This is a genomic window from Mesorhizobium sp. M4B.F.Ca.ET.089.01.1.1, assembly GCF_004022605.1.
GTDB classification, from domain to species: Bacteria; Pseudomonadota; Alphaproteobacteria; order Rhizobiales; family Rhizobiaceae; genus Mesorhizobium; species Mesorhizobium abyssinicae.
In genome coordinates, this window is the sequence record NZ_RZOS01000048.1 from 1 (window position 1) to 22,655 (window position 22,655).

Here is a 22,655-nt window from a genome sequence, read left to right on the forward strand (position 1 = left end):
CTTGTAAAGCGGCTTGTTGTAGTAGACGACGTGACCCTGCAGCGTCGTCGGGATGAAGTACAGCTTGCCATCAGGTCCGGTGAACGCGGACTTTCCAACGAGCTTGGGGATCAGGTCGGGCAGCTTGTCGTCGAGCGGGATCAACCCGCCGACCAGAGCCTTGGCCTGGGCGCCGCCATTGGCCCAGATGACGTCGGGACCGGCCTTCGAAGCGAGCGCCGTGCCCAGCAGCGTGTAGTACTCGGCGTCCGGTTGAGACAGGAGGTTGAGAGTTGCTCCCGGGTGCGCGGCCTCGAATGCAGCCTTCGCGTGATCATAGTATGTCGCGTGGGCGGCATCGTCCACGTTGACGTCCCAGACGGTGATCTCCTGGGCCAGTGCCGGCGACGCCACCACCATGGTCGCAATTGCGGTCAATATCTTCAGCTTCTGCACGTCATTCCTCCCTTTTTATCTACCAGGCCTTCGCTTCATCCAGCGCTCGCTGCGAGTTTGGGACCCCGTCAACCCGCGGGGTTGACGGGTGCATCACCAAGGTCTTCGCGCGACAGGATTTCGGGGCGCGTCCAATCCAGACGCCCGGTCTCCGACAAGACCAGCCCATGGCCCGTTCGATCGGGCGCATGAATCCAGCCGTCATGAATTTCGATTGTTTGCTCGACCAGGTGATCGAAGTTCTGGAACGAGTATTCGAGCCACTCGACTTCGGGCAGCGCACAGGCCATGTGTACGCCGATTTCGAGAAACGTATTGCCAAGCGTCACCGGGACGCCGAGTTCGGCTGCCAGCCAGCCGATGCGCATCACGTCCGTCACCTGCCCATGGACATTCAGCATGTCGGTAGCGCCGGCCTGCATCAACAGGCGCTTGCCGGCCGCATCGAGGTATTCGCCCGAATTGATCATGGTCCACGGCGTTGCCGCCTTGAGGTTGCGAAGACCGTCGAAGTCATGGCGCAGGATAGGGTCCTCGACCCAAAGCAGATCAAAGCCAAGGCTATGAATTTTCTGCAGTTTTACCGATGCCTCCTTGGCCCCCCAAGCCTCGTTTGCGTCGATCATGATCGACGAGCCGGGCCGCACCGTCTTTCTCAACAGCTCCAGCCGGGACAAATCCCGGTCGAAATCGGGATGCCCCACCTTGATCTTGAACGCGCGATAACCAAGCGCCTCGGCATGGGCAAAGAACGCCTGGAATTCATCGTCGCTGAGGTGGAAATCGAGACCGGATGCGTAGGCCTTCACGCGTTTGCGCCGGCTCCCCAGGAGCTCGTGCAACGGCAGGCCGACCAGCTTCGCACTCAGATCCCACAGCGCAACCTGGAGGGCTTCCTCGAAAGGCAGGCCGAAGGCGCGCCTGTTTCCGCCGCGCGGCCGCTGGACCCGATGCACAAGCGCCAAAGGCGATTGCCCTGCGAGATCGGGCCAGGCCTCCTCTTCAAAAACCCGCACGATCTCCGCCTGGTCTGGTAGCGGGTGAAACAAGCTCTGGATAAAGCCCAGCCCGACCAGGCCATTCTCGGCAACGAGCTCAAGCGCGGCCACGTGCGCCGTATCGAGGCGGACCTGACTGTCACCGATGGTCCGGTCACGAGCGAATTGATAGCGGGTAATGCGGTACTCGGCGATGCGCATACTGGCTCTCTGATATCTCAGAATGCGCTTTAGATATTTCAGTTCTGGACAAGAGGCAAGCGGCCAGGCGCAAAACTGTCGGGCAGGCAAGCACGCAAATGCAGCAGGCGACGCTTCGTCAACGGCTTAGCGACCCGGACTCGGTGGCGCGCGACGACCTCCAGGCAGCCCAGAATACCGGTTGCGCGCAGCGCAATACCCCGGTCAGCCGTATCCTGCAAAGGTGCATTGATAACCGGCAATGCGATACTCTACGATGGCGCAGCCGGTAATGTTTCAGAATCATGCCTAGATATTTCAGATGCGAGGTCAAAAGTGGCGCAGCACGACGATCAGTCCGATGGGGCCGCCGGAGCGGCAGCCGGCCAACGCCTTGGCGATCGTGCCTACACGCGCATTCTTGAGACACTGTTCGAGCGGAAGATCCCCGCGGGGGCCTTTCTGTCGCAAGGCGATCTTGTCGAAATGCTGCAAATCCCGGTGGCGCCGCTGCGCGATGCGCTCAAGCTGCTCGAGGCGGAGGGGATCGTCATCATCCATTCGCGCTCGGGCATCCAGTTCGTCAAGCCCGGGTTCGAACTGACCAGGTCGACCTACCAGTTTCGCAGCATTCTGGAGCGCGCGGCGACAGGGGTTTACGCGCAAACCGCGGACGAGGCGGATCTGGCGGAACTGGAAAGACGTCATTTGGCGGTCATCGAGGAGATCGAGCGCGGTGGGCTCACCGACCTGGTCAGGGCCGACCTCGAGCAACTCGAGACCTTGCTGCATCACTCCATCATTGCCAGCCTGAACAATCCATTGATCGACAGTTCCTACAAGCGGCTTCACAACTACGTCCGGCTGATCCGGCTGGACAGAAAGGTCACCGTGCCTCTCGTGCTGCAATCCCTGCGCGAGCACATGCAGGTCATCCTGGCATGCAAGGCACGCGACCCGGAGGCAGCTGCGGCGGCAATGCAGGCGCATCTGGCCTCCGCCCTGCAGCGCGGTCTTGGGCTCTACTACGGCTACTAGGCTGAATGAGATCCCACGAGGCGGGCCAATAGTGACGCGGCTTCGGTGCCCGCCACGCCAAGGTCGCGGACGCTGCTCATGTGATTGGCCGCCGCAAGGGTCGTGCGCGAGACAGTCAGCCCTTGCTCTTCCAGGTGGCTCGTGAACATCGCGGCCTGGCTGTGGAAGGGCGGCGTCTCATCGGCGCCGACCGAGATCCCTACGGCCACGGATGGATCGAAGCTGTGGTTGATCGGCGAGAACCGGCGGGCTTCTTCGTCGGTGATCGCGATCTCGGCGGCAAGGAATGACATCTGCAACGGCTTCAGGTCGTAAAGGCCGCCGAGCAGCAGCGCAGCTTTGATGCCGGACGGCCGGCTGTCGCCCTCGAAAAGCATCGTCGCCAGATGCGCGCCGGCGGAATGACCGCTGACCGTCAGCAGGTCGGGATCGCCGCCATGGTCCGCGATATGGTCAAGCACCCATCGCTTGGCGCGGCGCACCTGGTCGACGATTTTTGCCATCCTGACTGCCGGCATCAGCGCATAGTCGACGATGACTGCGATCGCACCGGCGTTCGTGACGGTCTCGGCGACATAAGAATAATCACGCTTGGAGAACATGCGCCAATAGCCGCCGTGGATGAACATATGCACCGGCAGGCGGTCGCGTTTGCCCTCGGGAAAGTACAGGTCGATGGTCTCGGTGGCGTCATCTCCGTAGGCGACATCGACCATTGGCACGTTCGCCCTGGTGTCCTCGCTTCTGCGCACGATCTCGGCGACGATGTCGTCGAACTCGACCACATGATCGCGAATGCGAAACGGATCTTTGGCGTTTCCGCTCACAGGGTCACGGCGATGTACTTCGCCTCCATGAACTCGGCAACGCCGTGCTTTTGACCGCCTTCGCGGCCCAGTCCGCTCTGCTTGACGCCGCCAAAGGGCGCCGCCGGATCCGACATCAGGCCGCGGTTCAGGGCGATCATGCCCGACTCGATCTTCGATGCCACGCGCATGCCCTTGGCCAGGTCGCGCGTGTAGACATAGGCCGCGAGACCGTATTCGGTGTCGTTGGCCCTCGCAAGGGCGTCCGCCTCGCTGTCGAAGCGCATGATCGGAGCCACGGGGCCGAATATTTCCTCATGGATCATGGCGGCATCAGCGGGAACGTCGCGAAGCACCGTCGGCGGGTAGAAGTAGCCCTTGCCTTCGGCGATCGCTCCGCCGCACAGAACCTTGGCGCCGCGGGCGACCGCGTCCTGGACGAGACGATCGATCTTGTCCGCGGCCTTGCTGGTGATCATCGGGCCGCACTCGGTTTCCGGGTGTGTGCCAGCACCTACATTGAGGGCAGCCATGCGTTTGCGCAGCCCATCGGCGAAGGCGTCATGAATGCCGGCCTGCACGTAAAGCCGATTGGCGGCGGTGCAGGCCTCGCCGGCATTGCGCATCTTGGCAACCATCGCACCGTCGAGCGCTGCTTCTAGGTCGGCGTCGTCGAAGACGATGAACGGTGCATTGCCGCCAAGTTCCATCGAACAGGAGATGACGTGCTTGGCGGCTTCGGCCAGGAGCACCCGGCCGACACCGGTCGAGCCGGTGAATGACAATTTCCGCACGCGCGGATCGGCCAGCATGGCCGCCGTCACCGGTCCGGGCGTCGAGGTCGTCAGCACGTTTACGACGCCGGGCGGCACGCCAGCCTCCTCGTAGAGCGCTGCCAGCGCATAGGCCGTCAGCGGCGTCTCGCTAGCGGGCTTCAAAATCACTGTGCAGCCGGCCGCGAGCGCCGGCGCAATCTTGCGCGTCGCCATGGCGGCGGGAAATTCCATGGCGTGATGAGCACGCAAATGCCGATGGGCTGGTAGTCGACAATGATGCGGTTGGCGCCCGAGGGCGCAAGGCCGAACTCGCCGCTGATGCGGACCGCCTCCTCGGCATTCCAGCGAAAGAACTCGGCGGCGTAGGCGACCTCGCTGCGCGCGTCACGCAGCGCCTTGCCGTTCTCCAGCGAGATCAGCGCAGCCAGTATCTCCGCCCGTTCGGTCATCAGTTCGAAGCAGCGCCGCAGGATTTCCGAACGCCTGCGTGGCGAGGTCTCGCGCCAGCCGGCCGCTGCCTTCGAGGCCGCGTTGACGGCTGCGGCCGCGTCGGCAAGCGTGGCATCGGGAACCACCGCGATCACGGCTTCGGTTGATGGATCGACCACTTCGATCACGCGGCCCTCCGACGAGGGCTGCCAGCGTCCGCCAATGTAGAGACCGTGCGAGACCGTGGCGTAGTCGAACATATCTTGATCCTCGTCGGATATGCCTGCGGCGATATTCATGGGGTGAGCTCCTGATCGATCACATCATGGCGGCGGACATGTCGCCATCATACGCAGCCCTGACCAGCCGTCGCATCGCGGCGAGGTCGAACGGACGCGGATTGTTCTTGATCAGCCGGTCGATGCCGAGCGCCTGCTCGGCCGTCCAGTCGATCCTGTCCTCGGGAAGGCCAAGCTTGGCCAAGTTCGGTGGGATGCCGATAGCGCAAAACAGCCGGCTCACCTCGCGGATGGTGGCGTGCGCCGATGCATCGGCGCCGTCGCCGCTCTGACGGGAAAGGCCGAGAGCGGCGCCAACTTCGGCAATCTCTGCGGCCGCGGCGGGAAGGTTGTAGCTCATCACATATGGCAGCATGGTGGCGACGCCCAGACCATGCGCAGTATGTGTAACTGCGCCGACCGGATACTGCACCGCGTGAGCGGCGGCCGTTCCGGCGGTACCGAAGGCGCAACCGGCGGCCAGCGCTCCCATCATGACGTCGGCGCGCGCATTCCCGTCCGATCCGTCGCGATATGCCGTTTCGAGGCTGCGACCGAGCAGCCTGATGGCCAGAAGCGCGAAATGATCGGTCAGAGCGCTTTTGCCGACAAAGACATGCTGCTGCGGCAGACGGGGATCGTCGCCGCGTCTGGCCGCGGTGAAGGCCTCGATTGCGTGCGTCAACGCGTCGGCGCCGGCGATCGCCGTCAGGGAAGGGGGGCATGTCGACGTCAGTTCCGGATCGCAAAGCGCCACCGCGGCGATGAGGTGGGGACTCGAGATACCCACTTTCAGCGTCCGATCCGGATCGGAAATCACGGCGACGGGGGTCACCTCGGAGCCTGTCCCGGCCGTAGTTGGCACAGCGATCACGGGAAGGGTAGGGCCTGGCACCTTGAACTCCCCGTAGTAGTCCTGGGGCCTGCCACCATGGCTGAGCAGAAGTGCTGCGCATTTGGCCATGTCGAGGCAGCTGCCGCCGCCGATCCCGATCACCATGTCCGGCTTGAAATCCACCGCCTGCGCAATGCAGGCGGCGACGCTGTCGCGGGGCACATCCGGCAGCGTTCGGTCGTAGACCAGCGTCTCTATCGCCCCATTGTGCAGGCCGGCAAGAATTTCGGCGAACTGCGAAGTCGCCGCGAAACGCTCGTCGGTGCAGACGAACGCGCGCCGCCCAAATTTGGCGGCAACAGCAGGCAGCACATGCCGCTGGCCTTTGCCGAACAGGATCTCGCGCGGCAGGCGCGCGGCTGCGAACAAGGTCATGGACGGCATCCTTCAGTTCCAGGGGCCGGCCTCGACGTCTGGGTCATTTCCCAAATTATCCTCTATTAAATCGTATAGGATATAGGATTGAATTGCCCGAACCATCGTGCTAGTGAGTGCTCCTGTCAAGAGGGTAAACAATGCAGAACGCGGACCTGACGGAAGCTCCTTCGACAGCCCGTATCCAGCGCGCCAACAGCCTGGCCGGCGACGTTTACGAGGCAATCTTCGCGCAGCTGATGTCGCTCAGGATTGCTCCAGGATCGCGCATCACCGTCGACAATCTCGTGAAGGAGTTCAACGTCTCGCATACCCCCATTCGCGAAGCGCTTGGCAGGTTGGAGGGCGAGGGCCTGGTGCTGAAGACCCACCTGATCGGCTATCGGGCCGCCCCGCAAATCACCCGCCGCCGCTTTGACGAGCTTTACGAGTTGCGCCTTCTACTTGAGCCCGCCGCCGCGGCCAAAGCCACTGCAGCACTGGACGACGAGCGCCTGACCGTGCTGCAGGAAGCGGCTGGCGTCATGGCCCGGCGGGAGGGGAAAGACGAACGCCTGCGTTATTCGAACTTCGCCCGTCAGGATGCGATCTTTCACGACAAGATCGTCGAGTTCGCCCAGAACGAGCTCATTCGCGAGACGCTCAATCACCAGCATACCCACTTCCACATCTTCCGCTTGATGTATCACTCACGCGTGACCGAAGAGGCCCTCGACGAGCATGAGGCCATTCTCGCCGCCTTCTCCGCGGGCGATCCGGACGCCGCCGAAAAAGCCATGCGTGTACACATCGAGAATTCGCGGGACCGGCTCCTGCCTGCGTTCGAGTAGGACCGTCAAGCTCGACGCGCCGCCGATCGCCCAGCCAACGCCAAGGAAAACTATTCCCCGACTTAACCGCTCTGCTCCGATTTCGATCCCTGTCTGGCGAGGCGCCAAATGCACCTCGCCTTCCCACAAACCGAGAGGAAGACCATGCCAGGAAAAAAGATACTGATGCTGACGGGCGAATTCACCGAGGAATATGAAATCTTCGTCTACCAGCAGGCGATGGAGGCCGTCGGCCATACTGTTCATGTCGTCTGCCCGGACAAGAAAGCCGGCGATCTGATCAAGACATCGCTGCACGATTTTGAGGGCGATCAGACCTATACCGAAAAGCCCGGTCACAATGCGCTGATCAACAAGACCTTTTCCGACGCCGAGAAGCAACTGAGCCAATACGACGCCGTCTACTGCGCCGGCGGGCGCGGACCGGAATATATCCGCACCGACAAGCGCGTGCAGGCGATGGTGCGCCACTTCCACGAGGCGAACAAACCGATATTTACGATCTGCCATGGCGTGCAGATCCTGATAGCGGTCGACGGCGTCGTCCGCGGCAAGAAGGTCGGCGCGCTCGCGGCTTGCGAGCCGGAGGTGACGCTGGCAGGCGGCACCTATATCGATCTGTCTCCCACCGATGCCTATGTGGATGGGACGATGGTTTCGGCCAAGGGCTGGACCGCGCTTGCGGCGTTCATCCGTGAATGCCTGAAGGTGCTGGGAACGGAGATACGCCACGCGTAAGCGTTGGTTCCGACGCATCCCGCAATGATGCGCCGGTTCCCTTCAAAAGCGGCTCGTTCCTATCATTCGTCAAATACGATCAGCGAACGCATCAGCGTTTCTCTCGCCGAGCCAAGATGCGCTCGGCAGGCTCGCTCGATGCGTTCTGGATCGCGGCTTTCGAGCGCCTCGATATAGGCGAGATGCTCCAGGATCGCCGCCTGGTTGCGCTGTTTTTCGTCATGCTTGTTCCACTGATAGTGGTAGTGGAAAATGAAGCTGATGATATCGTAGAAATCGTCGATGAAGCGGTTCGGCGAAGCCTCGTTTATGAGCCGGTGAAACCGGTTGTCGAGGCCGGAAAAGTCGTGGAATCGGCTTTCAATCCGCTTCAGCAGTTCGGTATGCGCAATCTTGAGCACGGCCAGCTTCTCCCACAACGGGGAAGTGTCGGGCTGTCGGGAAAACAGATGCGCCGAGCGCAGCTCGAACATGACGCGGATCTCGAACAGCTCAAGTGCGAAATCTTCAGTAAAGCCCTTGAAAAGCCAACCCGTGTTCGGCCTTTTTTCGAGCAGCCCAAACCGGCTGAAGCGGATCAGGAACTCGCGGATTCCGTTGGTTGCGACACCGAACTGCCGCGCCAGCTCGAGCTCGTTGATGCTGGTGCCGGGTCTGGTGTCACCGCGCAGCATCCACTCCATGAATTGCTGCTCGACGTGCTTGGCCCGTGATGTGGTTTCGGCGTCGGGATAGTAGTCGCTATCCTCGACCGGTCGGCCTGCCGTCCTGACGCCGCTGCGCTCGGCAATAAGTTCGCGGTGGGCAAGTTCTCCCAGGACCTTTCGGACAGTCGTGCGGCTCACTCCCATTTGCCTTCTGAGTTCATTTTCGGAAGGGAGGTCGCCGGTCAATTGTCCGTCGCGCAGCATACTGGCGGCGCGGTTGAAAGCCTTCTTGTAAACAGTGTCGGTTCGCATCGGATCTACCTCAGAGCAACACCTTGTCCTTTCTAGCATGAACTTTATCCATAAAAAACAACTTGACCAAGTGATACTGGTTGTTTTTTATCGATAAGAGGAAGCTAAAAATACAACATAAGCGACGAGGCTCACACAAGCCGCGGCGGGGAGGGAACTTTGCCTGAAGCGGGAAACACCGGCACCTCTGTCGGCGAGGCCGCAGTGCGAGCACCCAAGAAGCAAGAAGCCGTTCCTGGCCTTGCTCTGGGCTTGGCCCTGCTGAGCGCCGGTCCGGTCGTCATCCTGGCGTTGCTGATTGTCGTTCTCAGTTTTCTGTCGCCCTATTTTCTGACGGGGCGCAACCTCAGCAACATCCTCGCCCAGACCGCCGTCATCTCGGTTGTGGCGATGGGCCAGCATCTGGTCATCCTGACGCGTGGGATCGATCTCTCGGTCGGCTCGAACGTTGCACTGGCTTCAGTCGTCGGCGCGCTCAGTTTCCATGCCGGCGCCCCCGCCTTCCTAGTGATCGCGGTGATGGTCGCCTGCGGTGCGGCGGTCGGCGCCATCAACGGGCTCTTCTACGTGTTCGGCCGGCTGCCGCATCCGTTCATCATCACCCTGGCGACATTGAGCATCGCCAAGGGGCTGGCGCTGCAACTGGCTGACGGGCGCGCCATCCCTGGCATGCCGGATGCCATCGATGCGCTTGGCCGCGAGGCGGTCTGGGGTCTGCCTGGATCGGTCTTTGTGGTCGCCGGCGTTGCCGCAGTTCTTTTCGCAATGGCCAAGACGATGGTCTGGGGACGCTGGATCTATGCCGTCGGCGGCCGGCCCGACGCTGCCCTGCGCATGGGCATTCCCGTGTCCTGGGTGCTGGTTTCGGTCTATGTGATCTCGGGGCTGTGCGCCGGAATCGGGGCGGTCATCCTTGCCGGCCGCACCGACGCCGGTTCGCCCTTGTTCGGCAATCTGCTGGAACTGGATACGATCGCGGCGGTCATCATCGGCGGTGCCAGTTTTCTCGGCGGTCGCGGCCATCTTGGCCATGCCTTGATCGGCGCCATCATGATCGGCGTCATCCGCAACGCGCTCAACCTGCTCAACGTCAATGTCTTCTTCCAACTCATCGTCATTGGCGTGGTCATCGTCATAGCGGTCGAGTCCGACGTCTTGCGCAACTATCTCGAAGGGCGCGTGCGTGTCATGCAGGCCGGGAGGCAGTCGTGAGTGCCGTTCCAGCAGGCGTCGATCATGCAGCCACCGCCGCTGAATATCCCGTGCTTGCGGTACGCGGCGCGACCAAGCGTTTCGGCTCGGTTGTGGCGCTGGACGACGTCAGCATCGAGGTCCGGCGCGGCGAGATCTTGGGGCTTCTGGGCGACAACGGCGCTGGCAAGTCGACGCTGACCAAATGCATCAGCGGGGTGCACCAACTCGATGCCGGCGCGATCCTCCTGGACGGTGCGCCAACGCAGATACGCTCCCCTGCGGATGCGCGCTTCGCCGGCATCGAGACTGTCTACCAGGACCTGGCGCTGTTCGACAATCTGACGCCGGGACAGAACTTCTTTGCCGGTCGCGAACTGGCGGGGCCGCAATGGCTTCCTCGCGGCATGCGATTTCTTCAACAGCGCCGGATGGATGCCGAAACGCGCGTTCTGCTCGCCAATTTGAAAGTCACGTTGCCAAGGCTGGACGCCGTCGTTGCCATGATGTCGGGTGGACAAAGGCAAGCCATTGCGGTGGCCCGGTCGACCGTGTTTGCCCGCAAGGTCGTGATCCTGGACGAGCCGACCGCTGCACTTGGCCTGCGTGAATCGCGGCAAGTGCTCAACCTGGTCGCGACGCTGCGCGACCAGGGCAACGCCGTCATTCTGATCACCCACAATATGGAGCATGTCGTCGAGCTTGCCGATCGCGCCGTGGTGCTTCGCCAGGGCCGCAAGGTCGGCGAACTGGTGCCGACCAAGGACAACAAGCAGGAACTGGTCTCCATGATCGTGGGAGCCTGATCCGTCCGAGATTTGGGGACTGTTGCGGTCCGCAAATGCCTGAAGCGACTTCCGCCGGAAGACGCCTCAATCCAAGGGAGGAATGGAATGCCAATGAACCGAAAACTGTTCGCTGGGCTGGCGATCGCCGTTGCGTGCGCGATGCCGGCTTCGGCCGCCGACAAGATCAAGGTCGGCCTGATTACGAAATTCCCGGTGCCGTTCTACTCGACCATGGAGGACGCGGCCAAGAAATACGCCGCCGCTCATCCTGAAGTCCAGTTGGTCACCGGCCAGGGCCAGGCGGCAACCGACATCGAGGGCCAGATTGCCCTGATCGAATCCATGATCACGCAAGGGGTCAAGGGGCTGGCGATCACTCCGGTCGATCCGACCGTCGCGCCGACGCTCGACAAGGCGGTCGCTGCCGGCATCAAGGTGGTTCTCGTCGACAACGGAATCCCGGACTGGAAGGGCCAGACCGCGTTGGTTTCGACCAACAACCTGAACGGCGGCAAGATTGCCGGTGAGTACCTGAAGACCGTGCTCAAGAGCGGCGACAAGATCGGCATCCTGCAAGGCGTTCCCGGAGTGCCGGCGCTGGACGACCGGGTCACCGGCATGATGGAGGGCCTCGGCGACGTCAAGGTCGAGGTGGTCGGCAAGGGCGCAACCAACTGCACGCTCGAACTTGGCACGTCGGTGACCGAAGACATCCTGACCGCCAATCCCGATCTCAAGGCGATCTACGCGGCATGCGGACCGCCAATCCCGGGAGCCGTCAAGTCGATCAGCAATGCGGGGATCGGCAACGACAAGATCATCCTGGTCGGTTTCGACGCCTGCTGTGGTGAGATCGAAGCGATCAAGTCCGGCGCGGAAGATGCCAGCGTGGCGCAATTTCCGGCAAAAATGGGCGAGCTTGGCATCGATACCGTCGTCAAGGCGATCCGCGGGGAACCCGTCGAAGCCAATGTGGATACCGGTGCAGGACTGGTGACGCTGCAGAACGTCAAAGACTTCGAATAGGCTCCACACCTTGGCCCGGCGGCGATCTCAGCCGCCGGGTTCTTTTTGAAACATCTCAGGAAGATAATTCGCATGAAAGCGCTCGTATGCCGCAAGCCCGGCGAATTGGTCTTCGAGGATCGCCCGGCGCCCGGCCCGCCGGGCGCCGGATGGGCGCTGGTCAGCATCAGCCATGTCGGCATCTGTGGCACCGACTACCACATCTATGAGGGCAAGCATCCCTACCTGGTCTATCCACGTGTCATGGGACATGAACTCTCTGGCACCGTGACCGCAGTAGGCGAAGGCGTCGCCATCGAAGTCGGCGAACGGGTCGTCGTAAATCCCTATCTTGTCTGCGGCAAATGCATTGCGTGCCGTCACGGCAAGCCGAATTGCTGCGTATCGATCGAAGTGTTGGGCGTTCATCGCGATGGCGGCATGTGTGAGGAATTGCTGGTGCCTGCCGACAACCTCTACCCGGTCGCAGGACTGCCGCTCGTTGCCGCGGCAGCTGTCGAGTTCCTGGCGATCGGCGCTCACGCGGTGAGACGCTCCAGGCTTGCTGCCGGCGCACAGACGCTGGTCATCGGCGCCGGGCCTATCGGACTGGGTACGGCATTGTTTGCGCGTATTGCCGGCCAAGCGGTGACGCTCATGGACACCAGCCGGGAACGGCTCGACTTCGCCGAAAGCCAACTCGGGTTTCCCGTCATCGACAGTGCATCGGGCTCACCTGTCGAGCAGGTGAGAGAGCGAACCGATGGCGACTTTTTCGACCTCGTCTTCGATGCGACCGGCAGCAAGGTCTCGATACAAGCCGCGTTCGGCTACGTGGCTCATGGCGGCGCCCTGGTAATGGTAAGCGTCATTAAGGACGAGATCACTTTCTCGGATCCCGAATTCCACAAACGCGAGATGATGTTGATCGGCAGCCGCAATGCGCTTCGCGTCGACTTCGACCACGTCATGGCGGCAATGCGCGATGGTGCCATCCCTGCGGCCAAGCTGATAACGCACGACACGACCCTTCAGAACAGCCTGCACGATATCGCTCGTTGGACGCATCAGAAGTCGGGGCTCATAAAGGCGGTGATCGCCTTCTAGAAAGAACGATGCTGGCGCCTCTGCAGACCCTGGAGTTCGATCCGCCAACGACAAGCACATGCGGTCGCCCGGCTAGATCCTGACGACGAGAGCGCCGCCGCTGAGGCCGGCACCCGCCGCAGCCAGAAGGATTTTCTCGCCCGACCGAAACGGCTCCGCATGATGGGCCAACGACAGCGACAGCGGGATCGTTGCTGCGGAAGAGTTGCCGTATTCGACGATCGTCTTGACGATCGCTTGATCGGCGATGCCGAGGTTTCGCCCCACCGCGTCGAAAATGCGGGCGTTGGCCTGATGCGGCACGAACCGATCGATGTCCTGCGGCCGCATGCGGGCAGCAGCGAGCGCGTCCCGCGAGCAGGTTGTCATCATCTCGACCGCCTTGGCGAACACCTCGCGGCCGTCAATGATGGTCATCCGGGTCTCAGCGAGGTCGAGATCGGCCTGGAAGGGCTTGTTGCTTCCGCCCGCGGGAATCTGGATCAGCCCGTAGCGCGAGCCGTCGGAATCAACCGATGCGCCGAGAATGCCTCGATCCGGTTCATCGCCGGGACCGATCACCACGGCGCCGGCGGCGTCGGCAAACAGCACGGCGCTGGCGCGCTCGGCCGGATTGATGCGGCGGCTGAGGATGTTGGCGGCGATGACGAGGCTCGCTTTGCCGTGCAGGCGTGTAAATCCGTCCGCGAACATCAGCGCATAGATGAAGCCGGCGCAGGCGCCGGTCAGGTCGATCGCGCCGGCGCGGCCGAGCCCCAGCCGATGCGCGACCAGCGGCGCGCTGGGCGGCAGCAGGTGATCGGGCGTCGAGGTGGCAAGCAGCAGCAGGCCGATGTCGCTACGGTCGATGCCGGCGTTCGCCAGCGCCATGTCGCCGGCTTGCGCGGCAAGGCCCGACAGCGTGTCTTCTTCCGTTGCCCAGAAGCGCGACCGTATGCCGGTGCGCCGCTCGATCCAGCCGGGCTCGAGCCCGAGACGTTTTTCGATCTCCGGGTTCTCGACCCTGCGTTCCGGCGCATGATGGCCGAAGCCGAGAAGGCGCGACGACCTGTTCATGGCTTTGCGCCAAAGCGTTCGCCGGCCTCCTCGAGGGCGTCATAGAGGCCGTCGAGCTCGTCGCCGGTGATGCAATAGGGCGGCAGGAGATAGAGGACATTGCCGAGCGGACGCACCAAAAGTCCGCGTTCGAGGAAGAACGCGCGCAGCTTCGGCCCGATCTCGGCCAGATAGCCGGCGGAGCCGGTGCGCAGGTCGAGGGCCGCGATGGTCCCCGTTGCGCGGATGTCGGTAAAAAACGGATTGTCGCGAAAACGCCGAAGCCCGGCAGCCTGTTTTGCGCTCAGGTCCGCGACCCGCTCGGCCACCGGTTCGTCACGCCAGATCTCGACATTGGCGAGCGCCGCCGCGCAGGCGATCGGATTGGCGGTGTAGGAACTCGAGTGGAAGAATGTCTTCCTCCGGTCCTGCGAATAATGGGCCTGGAAGATTGCATCGGTCGCAAGCGTCGCCGCCAGCGGGATAACGCCGCCCGTCAGGCCCTTTGAAGTGCACAGAATGTCCGGTGAGATCGATGCCTGCTCACAGGCGAACATGGTCCCGGTGCGGCCCCAGCCGGTCATCACCTCGTCGGCGATCAGCAATGTGCCGGAGGCTTCGGCGATCTTCTTCAGCTCGGCCACAACCCAGGCCGGATACATCAGCATGCCGCCGGCGCCGAGCACCAGCGGTTCGACGATCAGCGCGGCCGCGCGCCGGTCGCGGGAGACTGCCTCGAACCGATCGAGCGTCTCCTGCTCGCGCCCGGCGGCCGGGAAGGGGATGGTGTCGACCTCGAACAGCAAGGGCTCGTAGGCGGCGTTGAACACGCCGCGGGCGCCGACGCTCATCGTGCCGATGGTGTCGCCATGATAGCTGTGCTCCATGACGACGATGCGCGAGCGCGGCGCGTCGATGTTGCGGAAATAGCCGAGCGCCATCTTCAGCGCGACCTCGACGGCGGTCGAGCCGCTGTCGGAATAGAACACCCGGTCGAGGCCGGCCGGTGCGAGGCCGACGAGTTCCCTGGCCAGCCGTTCGGCCGGCTCGTGGGTGAAGCCGGCGAAGATGATCTGGTCGAGGCTCGCCGCGGTCGTCTCGATGGCCTTGACGATGCGGGGATGGCGGTGGCCGTGGGTGACGACCCACCAGGAGGAAATGGCATCCAGGATGCGCGTGCCGTCGGCCTTGTAGAGGTAGGCCCCTTCCGTCCGGACGATTTCGGGGATAGCCGGCTCGAGCGCGTGCTGGGTGAAGGGATGCCAGACTTGAGACTGCGACATCATTCGCCCCCCGCGATCGCTGAGAGGTCGAAGCCGGCAACCATCGCTTCCCTCAGCGTCCCGCTCGTCAGCGGATCGAGCAGCGGCAGCCTGCCAAGCTGGCGCACGCCGCTGAATTCCACGATTGTTCTCTGCGTGTCGGCCACCTCATCGCCGATGAAGGCAATGCCGATGAGCGGGACGGAACGGGCCCTGAGCGCCTCGATCGACAGGAGGGTGTGGTTGATCGTGCCGAGCTTGGTACGGGCGCACAGGATGACCGGCACCCGCCACTGCGCGAAGATGTCGATGAATTTGGTGCGCCGGTTGAGCGGCACCATAAGTCCCCCGGCGCCTTCGATGACGAGCGGCCCCGGCAAGTCCGGAAGCGATAGCTCTGCGGCGTCTATCGCGACGCCGTCGAGTTCGGCTGAACGATGCGGCGACAGTGGCTCCTTCAGGCGATACACTTCGGGCAGCACGCGCCCCGGCGGCAGGCCGGCGAGCCGTTCAACGACCTCGCTGTCGGTCTCCTCATCAAGCCCCGATTGCACCGGCTTCCAGTAGAAGCCGTCGAGCAGGCCGGCCAATGCCGCCGAAAACACCGTTTTGCCGATCCCGGTATCTGTTCCGGTGATGACGATGCGCTTGGTCATGCCGCGGCCAACACCTCGACGAGCGCCTCGACCATGGCCGAAATGTCGGCCTCGTCGACATTGAGCGTCAGCGAAATGCGCAGCCGCGATGTGCCCTCGGGGACGGTCGGCGGACGAATGCCGCGAATGTCGAAACCGCGCGCCCGCAGCGCCGCCGCCAACGCCATGGTGCGCCCGTTGTCGCCGATGACGAAGGGCTGGATCTGCGAGCCGCTAGGGGCCACGCCGCAGCGCTCGGCCAATTGGCGGCCCGCGAAGGCAACGCGCTCCTGCAACCGGGCACGGCGTTGGGGCTCGTCGGACAGCATGGCAATCGCCTCGCGCGCTGCCACGGCCATCAGCGGCGATGGCGCGGTGGAGTAGATGAAGGGCCGGCAGCGGTTGACGAGATAGTCGCACAGCAATCCCGGCCCGGTGACGAGCGCACCGGCCGCGCCGAGCGCCTTGCCGCATGTGTGAAGCGCGACGATGTTGTCGCGGCCCTCGAAAGCGGCGGCAAGGCCGCGGCCGTCTGGCCCCCAGACGCCGGTGGCATGCGCCTCGTCGACGACGATGAAGGCCTCGTGGCGGTCGGCAAGCGCGACCAGCTCCTCCATCGGCGCGCGGTCGCCGTCCATGCTGTAGAGGCTTTCGACCACGATCCAGACGCGCCCGGTGCCGCCTTCGGCGCGCCAGCGCGTGATCGCATCCTCGAAGGCATCGACGTCGTTGTGCACGGCGAGCTTGAACTCGGCGCGGCCAGCGCGGGCCCCCTCATGCATGCTGGCATGAGCCAATTCGTCGAGGACCAAAAGGTCACCCTTCTGCGGCAGGGCGGTCAGCAGGGCGAAGTTGGCAATGTAGCCGGTGCCGAAGAACAGCGCGCGGTCGGCTCTGAAGAACGCTGCCGCGTCCGCCTCCAGTGCCTCGTGTTCCGGCGCGTTGCCGCGCAGCAGCCGAGATCCGGTCGCGCCGACCGGCGTGCCCTGCGCGATCGCCGCCGCCACCGCGTCGCCGAGTCTTTTGGAGGCGGCGAGCCCGAGATAGTCGTTGGACGAGAAATCGAGCCCGGCGCGCGGCGAAAGCGTCCGCAGACGGTCCTTGCGCGCCAGTCCGCGCAAGGTCGCGTCATAGCGGGCAAGCGGCGCTTCGTTCATTGCGCCTCGAGGTCCATCGGCTCGATGCCGAGACGGCGGAACAGAAGGCTATCCTTGTCCTCGCCAGGATTGTCCGCCGTCAGCAGCGTGTCGCCGACGAAGATCGAATTGGCGCCGGCAAAGAAGCACAGCGCCTGCATCTCGTCGGTCATGGCGGTGCGCCCGGCGGAAAGTCGGACATGCGATTTCGGCATCATGATGCGCGCCAGCGCGATCACGCGCACGAACTCGATCGGCTCGATCGGCCTGGCATCGGCAAGCGGGGTGCCGGCGATCGGGATGAGCATGTTGATCGGAACGCTTTCCGGATGTTCCGGCAGGTTGGCCAGCGTCACCAGCATGTCGATCCGGTCCACCGGCTCTTCGCCCATGCCGACAATGCCGCCGCAGCAGACCTTGATGCCGCTGTCGCGGACATTGGCCAGCGTATCCAGCCGGTCGGCAAATGTCCGGGTCGAGATGATCTCTGAGTAGTAGCGCTCGGAGGTGTCGATGTTGTGGTTGTAGTAGTCGAGGCCAGCCTCCTTCAGCCGCTGCGCCTGGCCGAGGTCGAGCATGCCGAGCGTCATGCAGGTCTCCATGCCCAGCGCCTTGACGCCTTCGACCATCGCCACGACCGCATCCATGTCGCGCCCCTTGGGATTTCGCCAGGCGGCGCCCATGCAATAGCGGGTGGCGCCGGCGTCGCGCGCCTTGGTCGCCTCGGCGATGACGCGCCTGACCTCCATCAGCTTCGACGCCTTCAGCCCGCTTTCATGGTGCGCCGACTGGCTGCAATAGCCGCAATCCTCCGGACAGCCGCCCGTCTTGATGCTGAGAAGCCGGCTGAGCTGGACCTTGTTGGGATCGAAGTTCTGGCGGTGAACGGTCTGCGCCTGAAACAAGAGGTCGTTGAAAGGCGCATCGTGGAGAGCCTGGGCTTCTTCCAGGCTCCATACCTGGCGGTCGCCGAGGGATTGAACTTCAGGCGCGGTCTTTTCCGAAATCGCTGCGTGCATTTCGATCCTGTTCCTTGCGTTGTGGCGAGCCGGCTAGACTTTAGATGGCCTGGTCCGACGATCAAAGCTCACGATAATCGAGGCCGATATCGAGGATCGGGGCGCTGTGAGTCAACCAGCCGATGGAAATCAGGTCGATACCGGTTGCGGCAACGGCTGGCGCAATCGCGGCGGTGATCCTGCCAGACGCCTCGGTGACCGCCCGGCCATCAACCATGGCCACCGCCTTGCGCAAGTCATCGACTGACATGTTGTCCAACAGGACTGCGTCGGGGGCAAGCGCCAAGGCTTCTTCCAACTGGGCCAGCATATCGACCTCGACTTCGACCTTGACGAGATGGCCGACGCTCATTCGCGCCCGCTCCATCGCCGGGCGAATTCCGCCGGCGATGGCGATGTGGTTGTCCTTGATCAGGATGGCGTCGTCGAGGCCGAAGCGGTGATTGGCGCCGCCGCCGGCGCGCACGGCGTATTTTTCGATTGCCCGCAAGCCCGGTGTCGTCTTGCGGGTGCAGACGATCTTCGCCTTGTGCCCGCGGATCGCACTGACGATCGCTGCGGTCGCCGTGGCTATGCCGCTGAGATGGCACAGGAAATTGAGCGCCGTGCGTTCCGCCGTGAGAATGGCACGGGCCGGGCCGCTCACCGACGCGATGGTCTCCCCCTGCGCTACGTCGCTGCCGTCCGCGCGCTCCACCGTCATCTCGACATTCGGATCGATCAGCTTGAAGGCGAGCATCGCCAGATCGAGGCCGGCGATGATGCCTTGCTGGCGAGCCGCAAGCACGGTCGTCGTATGGCGATCTCGTGGTACGATGGCGTCCGTGGTCACGTCGCCGGCTCTGCCGAGGTCTTCGAGAAGAGCCGCCCGCACCATCGGCTCGAGCATGATTGCGGGAAGTGGCGAGAGGGTCATCAGGTTACGGTTTCCAGCGCTGGCGAGTGTGCAAGTTCCCGCGCTGCCGCAAGTGCTGCTTCGAGCGTAATTTCGGAGCGCCGGCCATCAGTCGCGTGATGGGGAAAGTCTGTCCGATAGTGAGCGCCGCGGCTTTCCCGGCGCAGCAACGCGGCAATCGCGATCATCAACCCGACGGCCGCCGGGTCCGCGCCCTCGTGCTCGGCGAGCGGCAACAAGGACCGTGCGGCTGCTTTCAGGCCTTCACCGTCCCGCACGACGCCGAGCGCACGCGACAAGAGGGGACGCACCGCCTCGGGATCGGACGGCGGGCAGTCGCTTGCATTCGCTTGCCTTGTCCGGAGGGCAGCGGTTCCCGCGATGCTTTCGGCGACCCAGCGCGCGCAGACCACCGCCTCGGTCAGCGAATTGCTGGCAAGCCTGTTCGCGCCGTGCAACCCGGTCGCGGCGACTTCGCCGCAGGCCCAAAGTCCCAATACGGACGTGCGACCGGAGCCATCCACGGCGACACCACCCATGTGGTAGTGCTGGGCTGGGCGGATGGGAATGAGATCGCGCGCCGGATCGATGCCGGCCTTGCCGCAGGCTGACGCGATGGTCGGGAACTGCCGCGCGAACGCCGGGCCGGGCCTTTCCCGCACATCGAGAAAGACGCGGTGGCCGTTCGCAAGATGGTTCCAGACGGCACGCGCCAGCACGTCGCGCGGCGCAAGTTCCGCCCCTTGCACGCCTTGGAGAAGACGCCGGCCGCTTCCATCGACGATGGTTGCGCCTTCGCCGCGAACAGCCTCGCTGATCAGCGTCATGGGACGGCCGGACCCGTCGAGCGCGGTCGGGTGGAACTGGACGAATTCAAGGTCGGCAAGGGTAGCGCCGGCACGCGCTGCGAGCGCCAGGCCTTGTCCGCAACTGCCCAATGGATTGGTGCTGTCGAGAAACAGGCCACCGATGCCGCCCGTTGCGAGGACGACCCGTCCCGTGGCGAAGAACACCGGACCAGTCGAGCAGGTCGCCAGCACGCCCGCGATGCTGCCGTTCTCCACGGCCAACCGGCGCGCTTCGAACCCCTCGACGACCTCTATGGTCGGCGTCGAGCGGACGGCCGCGACCAGGGCACGCATGACCTCTCGTCCGCTGCCGTCACCACCGGCATGGACGATTCGCCGCCGGCCGTGCGCTGCCTCCAGTCCGAGGCGGAATGTTCCGTCTGGTGCCCGGTCGAAGCGGACCCCGAAGCCCGCAAGCCGATCGATGGCGCCGGGCGCGGCATTGAGGATACGGCCGGCCATCAACCTGTCGCAAAGCCCATCGCCGGCGGCGAGGGTGTCGGCCAGATGCAGTGCCGGATCGTCGTCGTCGCCGAGGCTGGCGGCCAGCCCACCTTGGGCCCAGGCGCTCGAAGCGTCAGCCCCCAGCGGTGCCCTGGACAGAAGAAGCACCGGCTGCGGCGCCAGATGCAGCGCGGTCATCAGTCCGGCAATGCCGCCGCCGATGATGACGGGGCGGCCGTCGAGATTTTGCACGCTCATACGGCCAGCATCCGCTCGACGGCCAGGCGCGCGCGGCCGGCGATGCCGGGCTCGATGCTCACGACATGGCGGTTCTCTTCGAGTGCCGTGCGAATATTGGCCAGCGTTATCCGCTTCATGTGCGGGCAGAGATTGCAGGGCCGGATGAATTCGACCTCGGGATGCTGAAGCGCGACATTGTCGCTCATCGAGCATTCCGTCATCAGCACGACGCGGGGCGGCTTTTGCCTTTCGACATAGCCTGACATGGCTGCGGTCGAGCCGGAAAAATCGGCCTCGGCCACCACGTCGGGCGGGCATTCGGGATGCGCCAGCACCGTCACGCCGGGATGGCTTTCGCGCAACTCGCGAATATCGGCGGGCGTGAAGCGCTCATGCACCTCGCAATGTCCTTTCCAGGCGATGATCTCAACGTCGGTCTGCGCGGCGATGTTCTGGGCCAGATATTCGTCCGGCAGCATGATCACCCGAGGGACGCCAAGCGACTCGACGACCGCCTTCGCATTGCCTGACGTGCAGCAGATGTCGGACTCGGCTTTCACCTCGGCCGACGTGTTGACATAGGTGACGACCGGCACGCCCGGATAGCGTTGCCTGAGCAGGCGGATATCTTCGGCGGTAATGGAGTCCGCCAGCGAACAGCCGGCGCGCAGGTCGGGGATGAGCACGGTCTTCTCAGGGTTGAGCAGCTTCGCCGTCTCGGCCATGAAATGCACGCCGGCCAGCACAATCACGTCCGCTTCGGCCGATATAGCCTTGCGGGCAAGCGCCAGGCTGTCGCCGACGATATCGGCGACGCAATGGAAGATCTCCGGCGTCTGATAGTTGTGCGCCAGGATGACAGCGTTTCGTTGCCGCTTCAGGTCGAGAATGGCGTCGATGTCGCCGGCGAAGGCGGGCCATTCGATCGGCGGGATAACCCGCCGCACGCGGTCGTACAGCGCGGCGGTGCGCGTGGAGGCGTTGAACATGCCTTACCCTCATTATGCTCGCGTTGAGTATAACTAGGGTATATGCTTAACTTGAGCATAAGGAATGTCAAGCGCGTGAAAGTGGCAATTTTGTCCCTGCGACAGTTCGTTCCGCCAGAACCGTCTGGCGGAAGCGGAAGCGCTTGGCCGGTCTCCCGCCGGTGTCCGACATCGTCTCCCCGGTCTCCTCGACCAGGTCCTGCTGTTCGATAAGGCGCCGGAAATTCTGTTTGTGCACGAGCCGACCGGCGAGCGCTTCGACGGTGCGCTGTAATTGCAAGAGCGTGAAAGCCGGCGGCATCAGCTCGAACACGACGGGACGGTATTTAATCTTGGTTCGAAGCCTGGCGATCCCGGTCGCCAGAATGCGGCGGTGGTCGGCAGTCATTGGTCGGCCCGGAATGGCCGGCGAACTGCCATTGTCCCGGCCGCGTGTAGCCTCCGGCACCAGCGCGGCCTCATAAAGCAGTTCGTATCGCTGCAGAGCAAGCTCCTCGTTCCAGCCGCGATCATCCAGGCCGAAGGCATATTCCATGCGCTGCCGGCGATCGCGGCGCACGCCGAGATCCTCGGCATCGTCGGCCCAGGCCAAAAGCCGGGGCATGAGAATATCGCCCAGAATGGGCGGCACCCCCACGCGGTGATCCTCCCACGGAAAATACTCGTACCAGCCCCGCCAACCATGCGTGGGCGACCTTTCGGCCTGCTCTTCCCGTGTCAGGCCGAGATAGCTGATCGATATCTGCACGCGCGCATCGCCTGTCCTGTCGCGATCGGCAAACGTGTAGAGCTGCTCAATATAGCCTAGCAGGTGACCGGTCTGCCGCTCCACCCACGCCCGCAAGCCCGATTGCAAGGAGCGGTGGTCGAGCTCGAAAGGGCCGGACGGCAAAGCTTGCGCCTGCTCGATGGTCAGGACGCGCGGCTCGCCATTCGTCACGGCAATGACGACAGCGATCAGGTCCGCACTGACGGGATGGCTCTGATCGTTCCTTTGAACCTGCCTTGTCGCCTGGGTTGTATCGTATTGCATGGACTTCGATGGATTCCAGAAATCAGGTGGATGGCAGGCAAGCGAAGGTGAACTGCCGCCTGCCACCCGTCAACGTTTTGCACGGGAGAACGGTCTCGAGATCGGCCTCTGGAGGCTCATTGCATCGGCGTCTCGCCGCGAAACAGCGGCTGGTGCGCTTGCATCAAGGCGGCAATCCGGTCGGCGAAGAATTGCTGCGGCGCGCCGAGGACGTCGAGGCGGCAATGCAGTCGCTGACCCGCTGGCGCGAAGGAAGCCTGCCCGACCGCATTGTCCGCGTCTCGGCCGGGC

General features: G+C 63.6%; 21 protein-coding genes and 1 pseudogene. 7 read left to right on the top strand and 15 right to left on the bottom strand.

Features of this window, described 5'->3' with window-relative positions; all coding sequences use genetic code 11:
* Both EN780_RS07560 and EN780_RS07565 read right to left on the bottom strand, forming a co-directional pair.
* Positions 1-435, bottom strand: a 435-nt coding sequence (locus tag EN780_RS07560; RefSeq protein WP_128272929.1) for an extracellular solute-binding protein, incomplete at its 3' end; no start/stop codon positions are given.
* Between the two features lie 68 nt (positions 436-503).
* Positions 504-1,634: a mandelate racemase/muconate lactonizing enzyme family protein gene (locus EN780_RS07565; RefSeq protein ID WP_128272931.1), complete on the bottom strand. Its 1,131-nt coding sequence runs from the start codon at positions 1,632-1,634 to the stop codon at positions 504-506.
* A 315-nt stretch (positions 1,635-1,949) separates the two neighbouring features.
* On the opposite strand from EN780_RS07565, the gene EN780_RS07570 reads away from it, so the two are divergent.
* Positions 1,950-2,651, top strand: a complete 702-nt coding sequence (locus EN780_RS07570; protein ID WP_127282711.1) for a GntR family transcriptional regulator — start codon at positions 1,950-1,952, stop codon at positions 2,649-2,651.
* Here EN780_RS07570 and EN780_RS07575 read toward each other — a convergent pair.
* From EN780_RS07575 to EN780_RS07585, 3 genes and pseudogenes are all read right to left on the bottom strand, one after another.
* Positions 2,648-3,367: an alpha/beta hydrolase gene (locus tag EN780_RS07575; RefSeq protein WP_245499905.1), complete on the bottom strand. Its 720-nt coding sequence runs from the start codon at positions 3,365-3,367 to the stop codon at positions 2,648-2,650. The genes EN780_RS07570 and EN780_RS07575 overlap by 4 nt on opposite strands.
* A 107-nt stretch (positions 3,368-3,474) precedes the next feature.
* A pseudogene (locus EN780_RS07580) lies at positions 3,475-4,922 on the bottom strand (NAD-dependent succinate-semialdehyde dehydrogenase).
* 58 nt (positions 4,923-4,980) lie between these two features.
* Positions 4,981-6,210: an iron-containing alcohol dehydrogenase gene (locus tag EN780_RS07585; RefSeq protein WP_127282700.1), complete on the bottom strand. Its 1,230-nt coding sequence runs from the start codon at positions 6,208-6,210 to the stop codon at positions 4,981-4,983.
* 140 nt (positions 6,211-6,350) lie between these two features.
* On the opposite strand from EN780_RS07585, the gene EN780_RS07590 reads away from it, so the two are divergent.
* Together EN780_RS07590 and EN780_RS07595 are read left to right on the top strand one after the other, a co-directional pair.
* A complete protein-coding gene (locus EN780_RS07590) occupies positions 6,351-7,040 on the top strand; it encodes a GntR family transcriptional regulator (protein WP_128272936.1) in 690 nt (229 codons plus the stop codon).
* Between the two features lie 144 nt (positions 7,041-7,184).
* Positions 7,185-7,778, top strand: a complete 594-nt coding sequence (locus EN780_RS07595; RefSeq protein ID WP_126056159.1) for a DJ-1/PfpI family protein — start codon at positions 7,185-7,187, stop codon at positions 7,776-7,778.
* 62 nt (positions 7,779-7,840) lie between these two features.
* Here EN780_RS07595 and EN780_RS07600 read toward each other — a convergent pair whose 3' ends face one another.
* Entirely contained in the window at positions 7,841-8,737 is an 897-nt protein-coding gene (locus EN780_RS07600; RefSeq protein WP_128272938.1) for a GntR family transcriptional regulator, read from the bottom strand.
* A 159-nt stretch (positions 8,738-8,896) separates the two neighbouring features.
* Between EN780_RS07600 and EN780_RS07605 the strand changes: the two genes are divergently transcribed.
* From EN780_RS07605 to EN780_RS07620, 4 genes are all read left to right on the top strand, one after another.
* On the top strand, positions 8,897-9,949 hold the full coding sequence (locus EN780_RS07605) for an ABC transporter permease (RefSeq protein ID WP_245478074.1): 1,053 nt from the start codon (positions 8,897-8,899) through the stop codon (positions 9,947-9,949).
* On the top strand, positions 9,946-10,734 hold the full coding sequence (locus EN780_RS07610) for an ATP-binding cassette domain-containing protein (RefSeq protein WP_127282703.1): 789 nt from the start codon (positions 9,946-9,948) through the stop codon (positions 10,732-10,734). The genes EN780_RS07605 and EN780_RS07610 overlap by 4 nt, the downstream gene beginning before the upstream one ends.
* Positions 10,735-10,827: 93 nt before the next feature.
* On the top strand, positions 10,828-11,742 hold the full coding sequence (locus EN780_RS07615) for a sugar ABC transporter substrate-binding protein (protein WP_127282704.1): 915 nt from the start codon (positions 10,828-10,830) through the stop codon (positions 11,740-11,742).
* Between the two features lie 72 nt (positions 11,743-11,814).
* Positions 11,815-12,828 carry a zinc-binding alcohol dehydrogenase family protein gene (locus EN780_RS07620; RefSeq protein ID WP_128272940.1) on the top strand — a complete coding sequence of 338 codons (1,014 nt, stop codon included), beginning with the start codon at positions 11,815-11,817 and terminating at the stop codon, positions 12,826-12,828.
* Positions 12,829-12,900: 72 nt separating this feature from the next.
* Here the strand turns inward: EN780_RS07620 and EN780_RS07625 are convergent, their stop codons facing one another.
* The 9 genes from EN780_RS07625 to EN780_RS07665 all read right to left on the bottom strand — a co-directional run bounded on the left by EN780_RS07625 (position 12,901) and on the right by EN780_RS07665 (position 22,364).
* Entirely contained in the window at positions 12,901-13,884 is a 984-nt protein-coding gene (locus EN780_RS07625; protein WP_128272942.1) for a beta-ketoacyl-ACP synthase III, read from the bottom strand.
* Positions 13,881-15,146 (bottom strand): adenosylmethionine--8-amino-7-oxononanoate transaminase, encoded by a 1,266-nt coding sequence (locus EN780_RS07630; protein WP_128272944.1) that lies wholly within the window; start codon positions 15,144-15,146, stop codon positions 13,881-13,883. The genes EN780_RS07625 and EN780_RS07630 overlap by 4 nt, the downstream gene beginning before the upstream one ends.
* The gene (bioD, locus tag EN780_RS07635) at positions 15,146-15,781 is read right to left on the bottom strand and encodes a dethiobiotin synthase (RefSeq protein WP_128272946.1); all 636 of its coding nucleotides are present in this window, start codon (positions 15,779-15,781) and stop codon (positions 15,146-15,148) included. Before bioD ends, EN780_RS07630 begins: the two co-directional genes overlap by 1 nt.
* On the bottom strand, positions 15,778-16,917 hold the full coding sequence (locus EN780_RS07640; RefSeq protein ID WP_127283533.1) for an 8-amino-7-oxononanoate synthase: 1,140 nt from the start codon (positions 16,915-16,917) through the stop codon (positions 15,778-15,780). Before EN780_RS07640 ends, bioD begins: the two co-directional genes overlap by 4 nt.
* Positions 16,914-17,915 (bottom strand): biotin synthase BioB, encoded by a 1,002-nt coding sequence (gene bioB / locus EN780_RS07645; RefSeq protein WP_127308740.1) that lies wholly within the window; start codon positions 17,913-17,915, stop codon positions 16,914-16,916. The genes EN780_RS07640 and bioB overlap by 4 nt, the downstream gene beginning before the upstream one ends.
* Before the next feature lie 61 nt (positions 17,916-17,976).
* Positions 17,977-18,831: a carboxylating nicotinate-nucleotide diphosphorylase gene (nadC, locus tag EN780_RS07650; RefSeq protein ID WP_127392942.1), complete on the bottom strand. Its 855-nt coding sequence runs from the start codon at positions 18,829-18,831 to the stop codon at positions 17,977-17,979.
* Positions 18,831-20,360 carry an L-aspartate oxidase gene (locus EN780_RS07655; protein ID WP_128272948.1) on the bottom strand — a complete coding sequence of 510 codons (1,530 nt, stop codon included), beginning with the start codon at positions 20,358-20,360 and terminating at the stop codon, positions 18,831-18,833. The genes nadC and EN780_RS07655 overlap by 1 nt, the downstream gene beginning before the upstream one ends.
* Complete coding sequence (gene nadA, locus EN780_RS07660) at positions 20,357-21,331, bottom strand: quinolinate synthase NadA (RefSeq protein ID WP_128272950.1); 975 nt, start codon at positions 21,329-21,331, stop codon at positions 20,357-20,359. Before nadA ends, EN780_RS07655 begins: the two co-directional genes overlap by 4 nt.
* A 67-nt stretch (positions 21,332-21,398) precedes the next feature.
* The gene (locus EN780_RS07665) at positions 21,399-22,364 is read right to left on the bottom strand and encodes a hypothetical protein (protein ID WP_128272952.1); all 966 of its coding nucleotides are present in this window, start codon (positions 22,362-22,364) and stop codon (positions 21,399-21,401) included.
* Between the last annotated feature and the right edge of the window lie 291 nt (positions 22,365-22,655).

Bases quoted from the DNA above. Each gene is read 5' to 3' on its own strand.
- EN780_RS07565 (WP_128272931.1), bottom strand. From the start codon at position 1,634: ATGCGCATCGCCGAGTACCGCATTACCCGCTATCAATTCGCTCGTGAC.
- EN780_RS07575 (WP_245499905.1), bottom strand. From the start codon at position 3,367: ATGGTCGATGTCGCCTACGGAGATGACGCCACCGAGACCATCGACCTG.
- EN780_RS07585 (WP_127282700.1), bottom strand. From the start codon at position 6,210: ATGACCTTGTTCGCAGCCGCGCGCCTGCCGCGCGAGATCCTGTTCGGC.
- EN780_RS07590 (WP_128272936.1), top strand. From the start codon at position 6,351: ATGCAGAACGCGGACCTGACGGAAGCTCCTTCGACAGCCCGTATCCAG.
- EN780_RS07595 (WP_126056159.1), top strand. From the start codon at position 7,185: ATGCCAGGAAAAAAGATACTGATGCTGACGGGCGAATTCACCGAGGAA.
- EN780_RS07600 (WP_128272938.1), bottom strand. From the start codon at position 8,737: ATGCGAACCGACACTGTTTACAAGAAGGCTTTCAACCGCGCCGCCAGT.
- EN780_RS07615 (WP_127282704.1), top strand. From the start codon at position 10,828: ATGAACCGAAAACTGTTCGCTGGGCTGGCGATCGCCGTTGCGTGCGCG.
- EN780_RS07620 (WP_128272940.1), top strand. From the start codon at position 11,815: ATGAAAGCGCTCGTATGCCGCAAGCCCGGCGAATTGGTCTTCGAGGAT.
- EN780_RS07625 (WP_128272942.1), bottom strand. From the start codon at position 13,884: ATGAACAGGTCGTCGCGCCTTCTCGGCTTCGGCCATCATGCGCCGGAA.
- EN780_RS07630 (WP_128272944.1), bottom strand. From the start codon at position 15,146: ATGTCGCAGTCTCAAGTCTGGCATCCCTTCACCCAGCACGCGCTCGAG.
- bioD (WP_128272946.1), bottom strand. From the start codon at position 15,781: ATGACCAAGCGCATCGTCATCACCGGAACAGATACCGGGATCGGCAAA.
- EN780_RS07640 (WP_127283533.1), bottom strand. From the start codon at position 16,917: ATGAACGAAGCGCCGCTTGCCCGCTATGACGCGACCTTGCGCGGACTG.
- bioB (WP_127308740.1), bottom strand. From the start codon at position 17,915: ATGCACGCAGCGATTTCGGAAAAGACCGCGCCTGAAGTTCAATCCCTC.
- nadC (WP_127392942.1), bottom strand. From the start codon at position 18,831: ATGACCCTCTCGCCACTTCCCGCAATCATGCTCGAGCCGATGGTGCGG.
- EN780_RS07655 (WP_128272948.1), bottom strand. From the start codon at position 20,360: ATGAGCGTGCAAAATCTCGACGGCCGCCCCGTCATCATCGGCGGCGGC.
- nadA (WP_128272950.1), bottom strand. From the start codon at position 21,331: ATGTTCAACGCCTCCACGCGCACCGCCGCGCTGTACGACCGCGTGCGG.
- EN780_RS07665 (WP_128272952.1), bottom strand. From the start codon at position 22,364: ATGCAATACGATACAACCCAGGCGACAAGGCAGGTTCAAAGGAACGAT.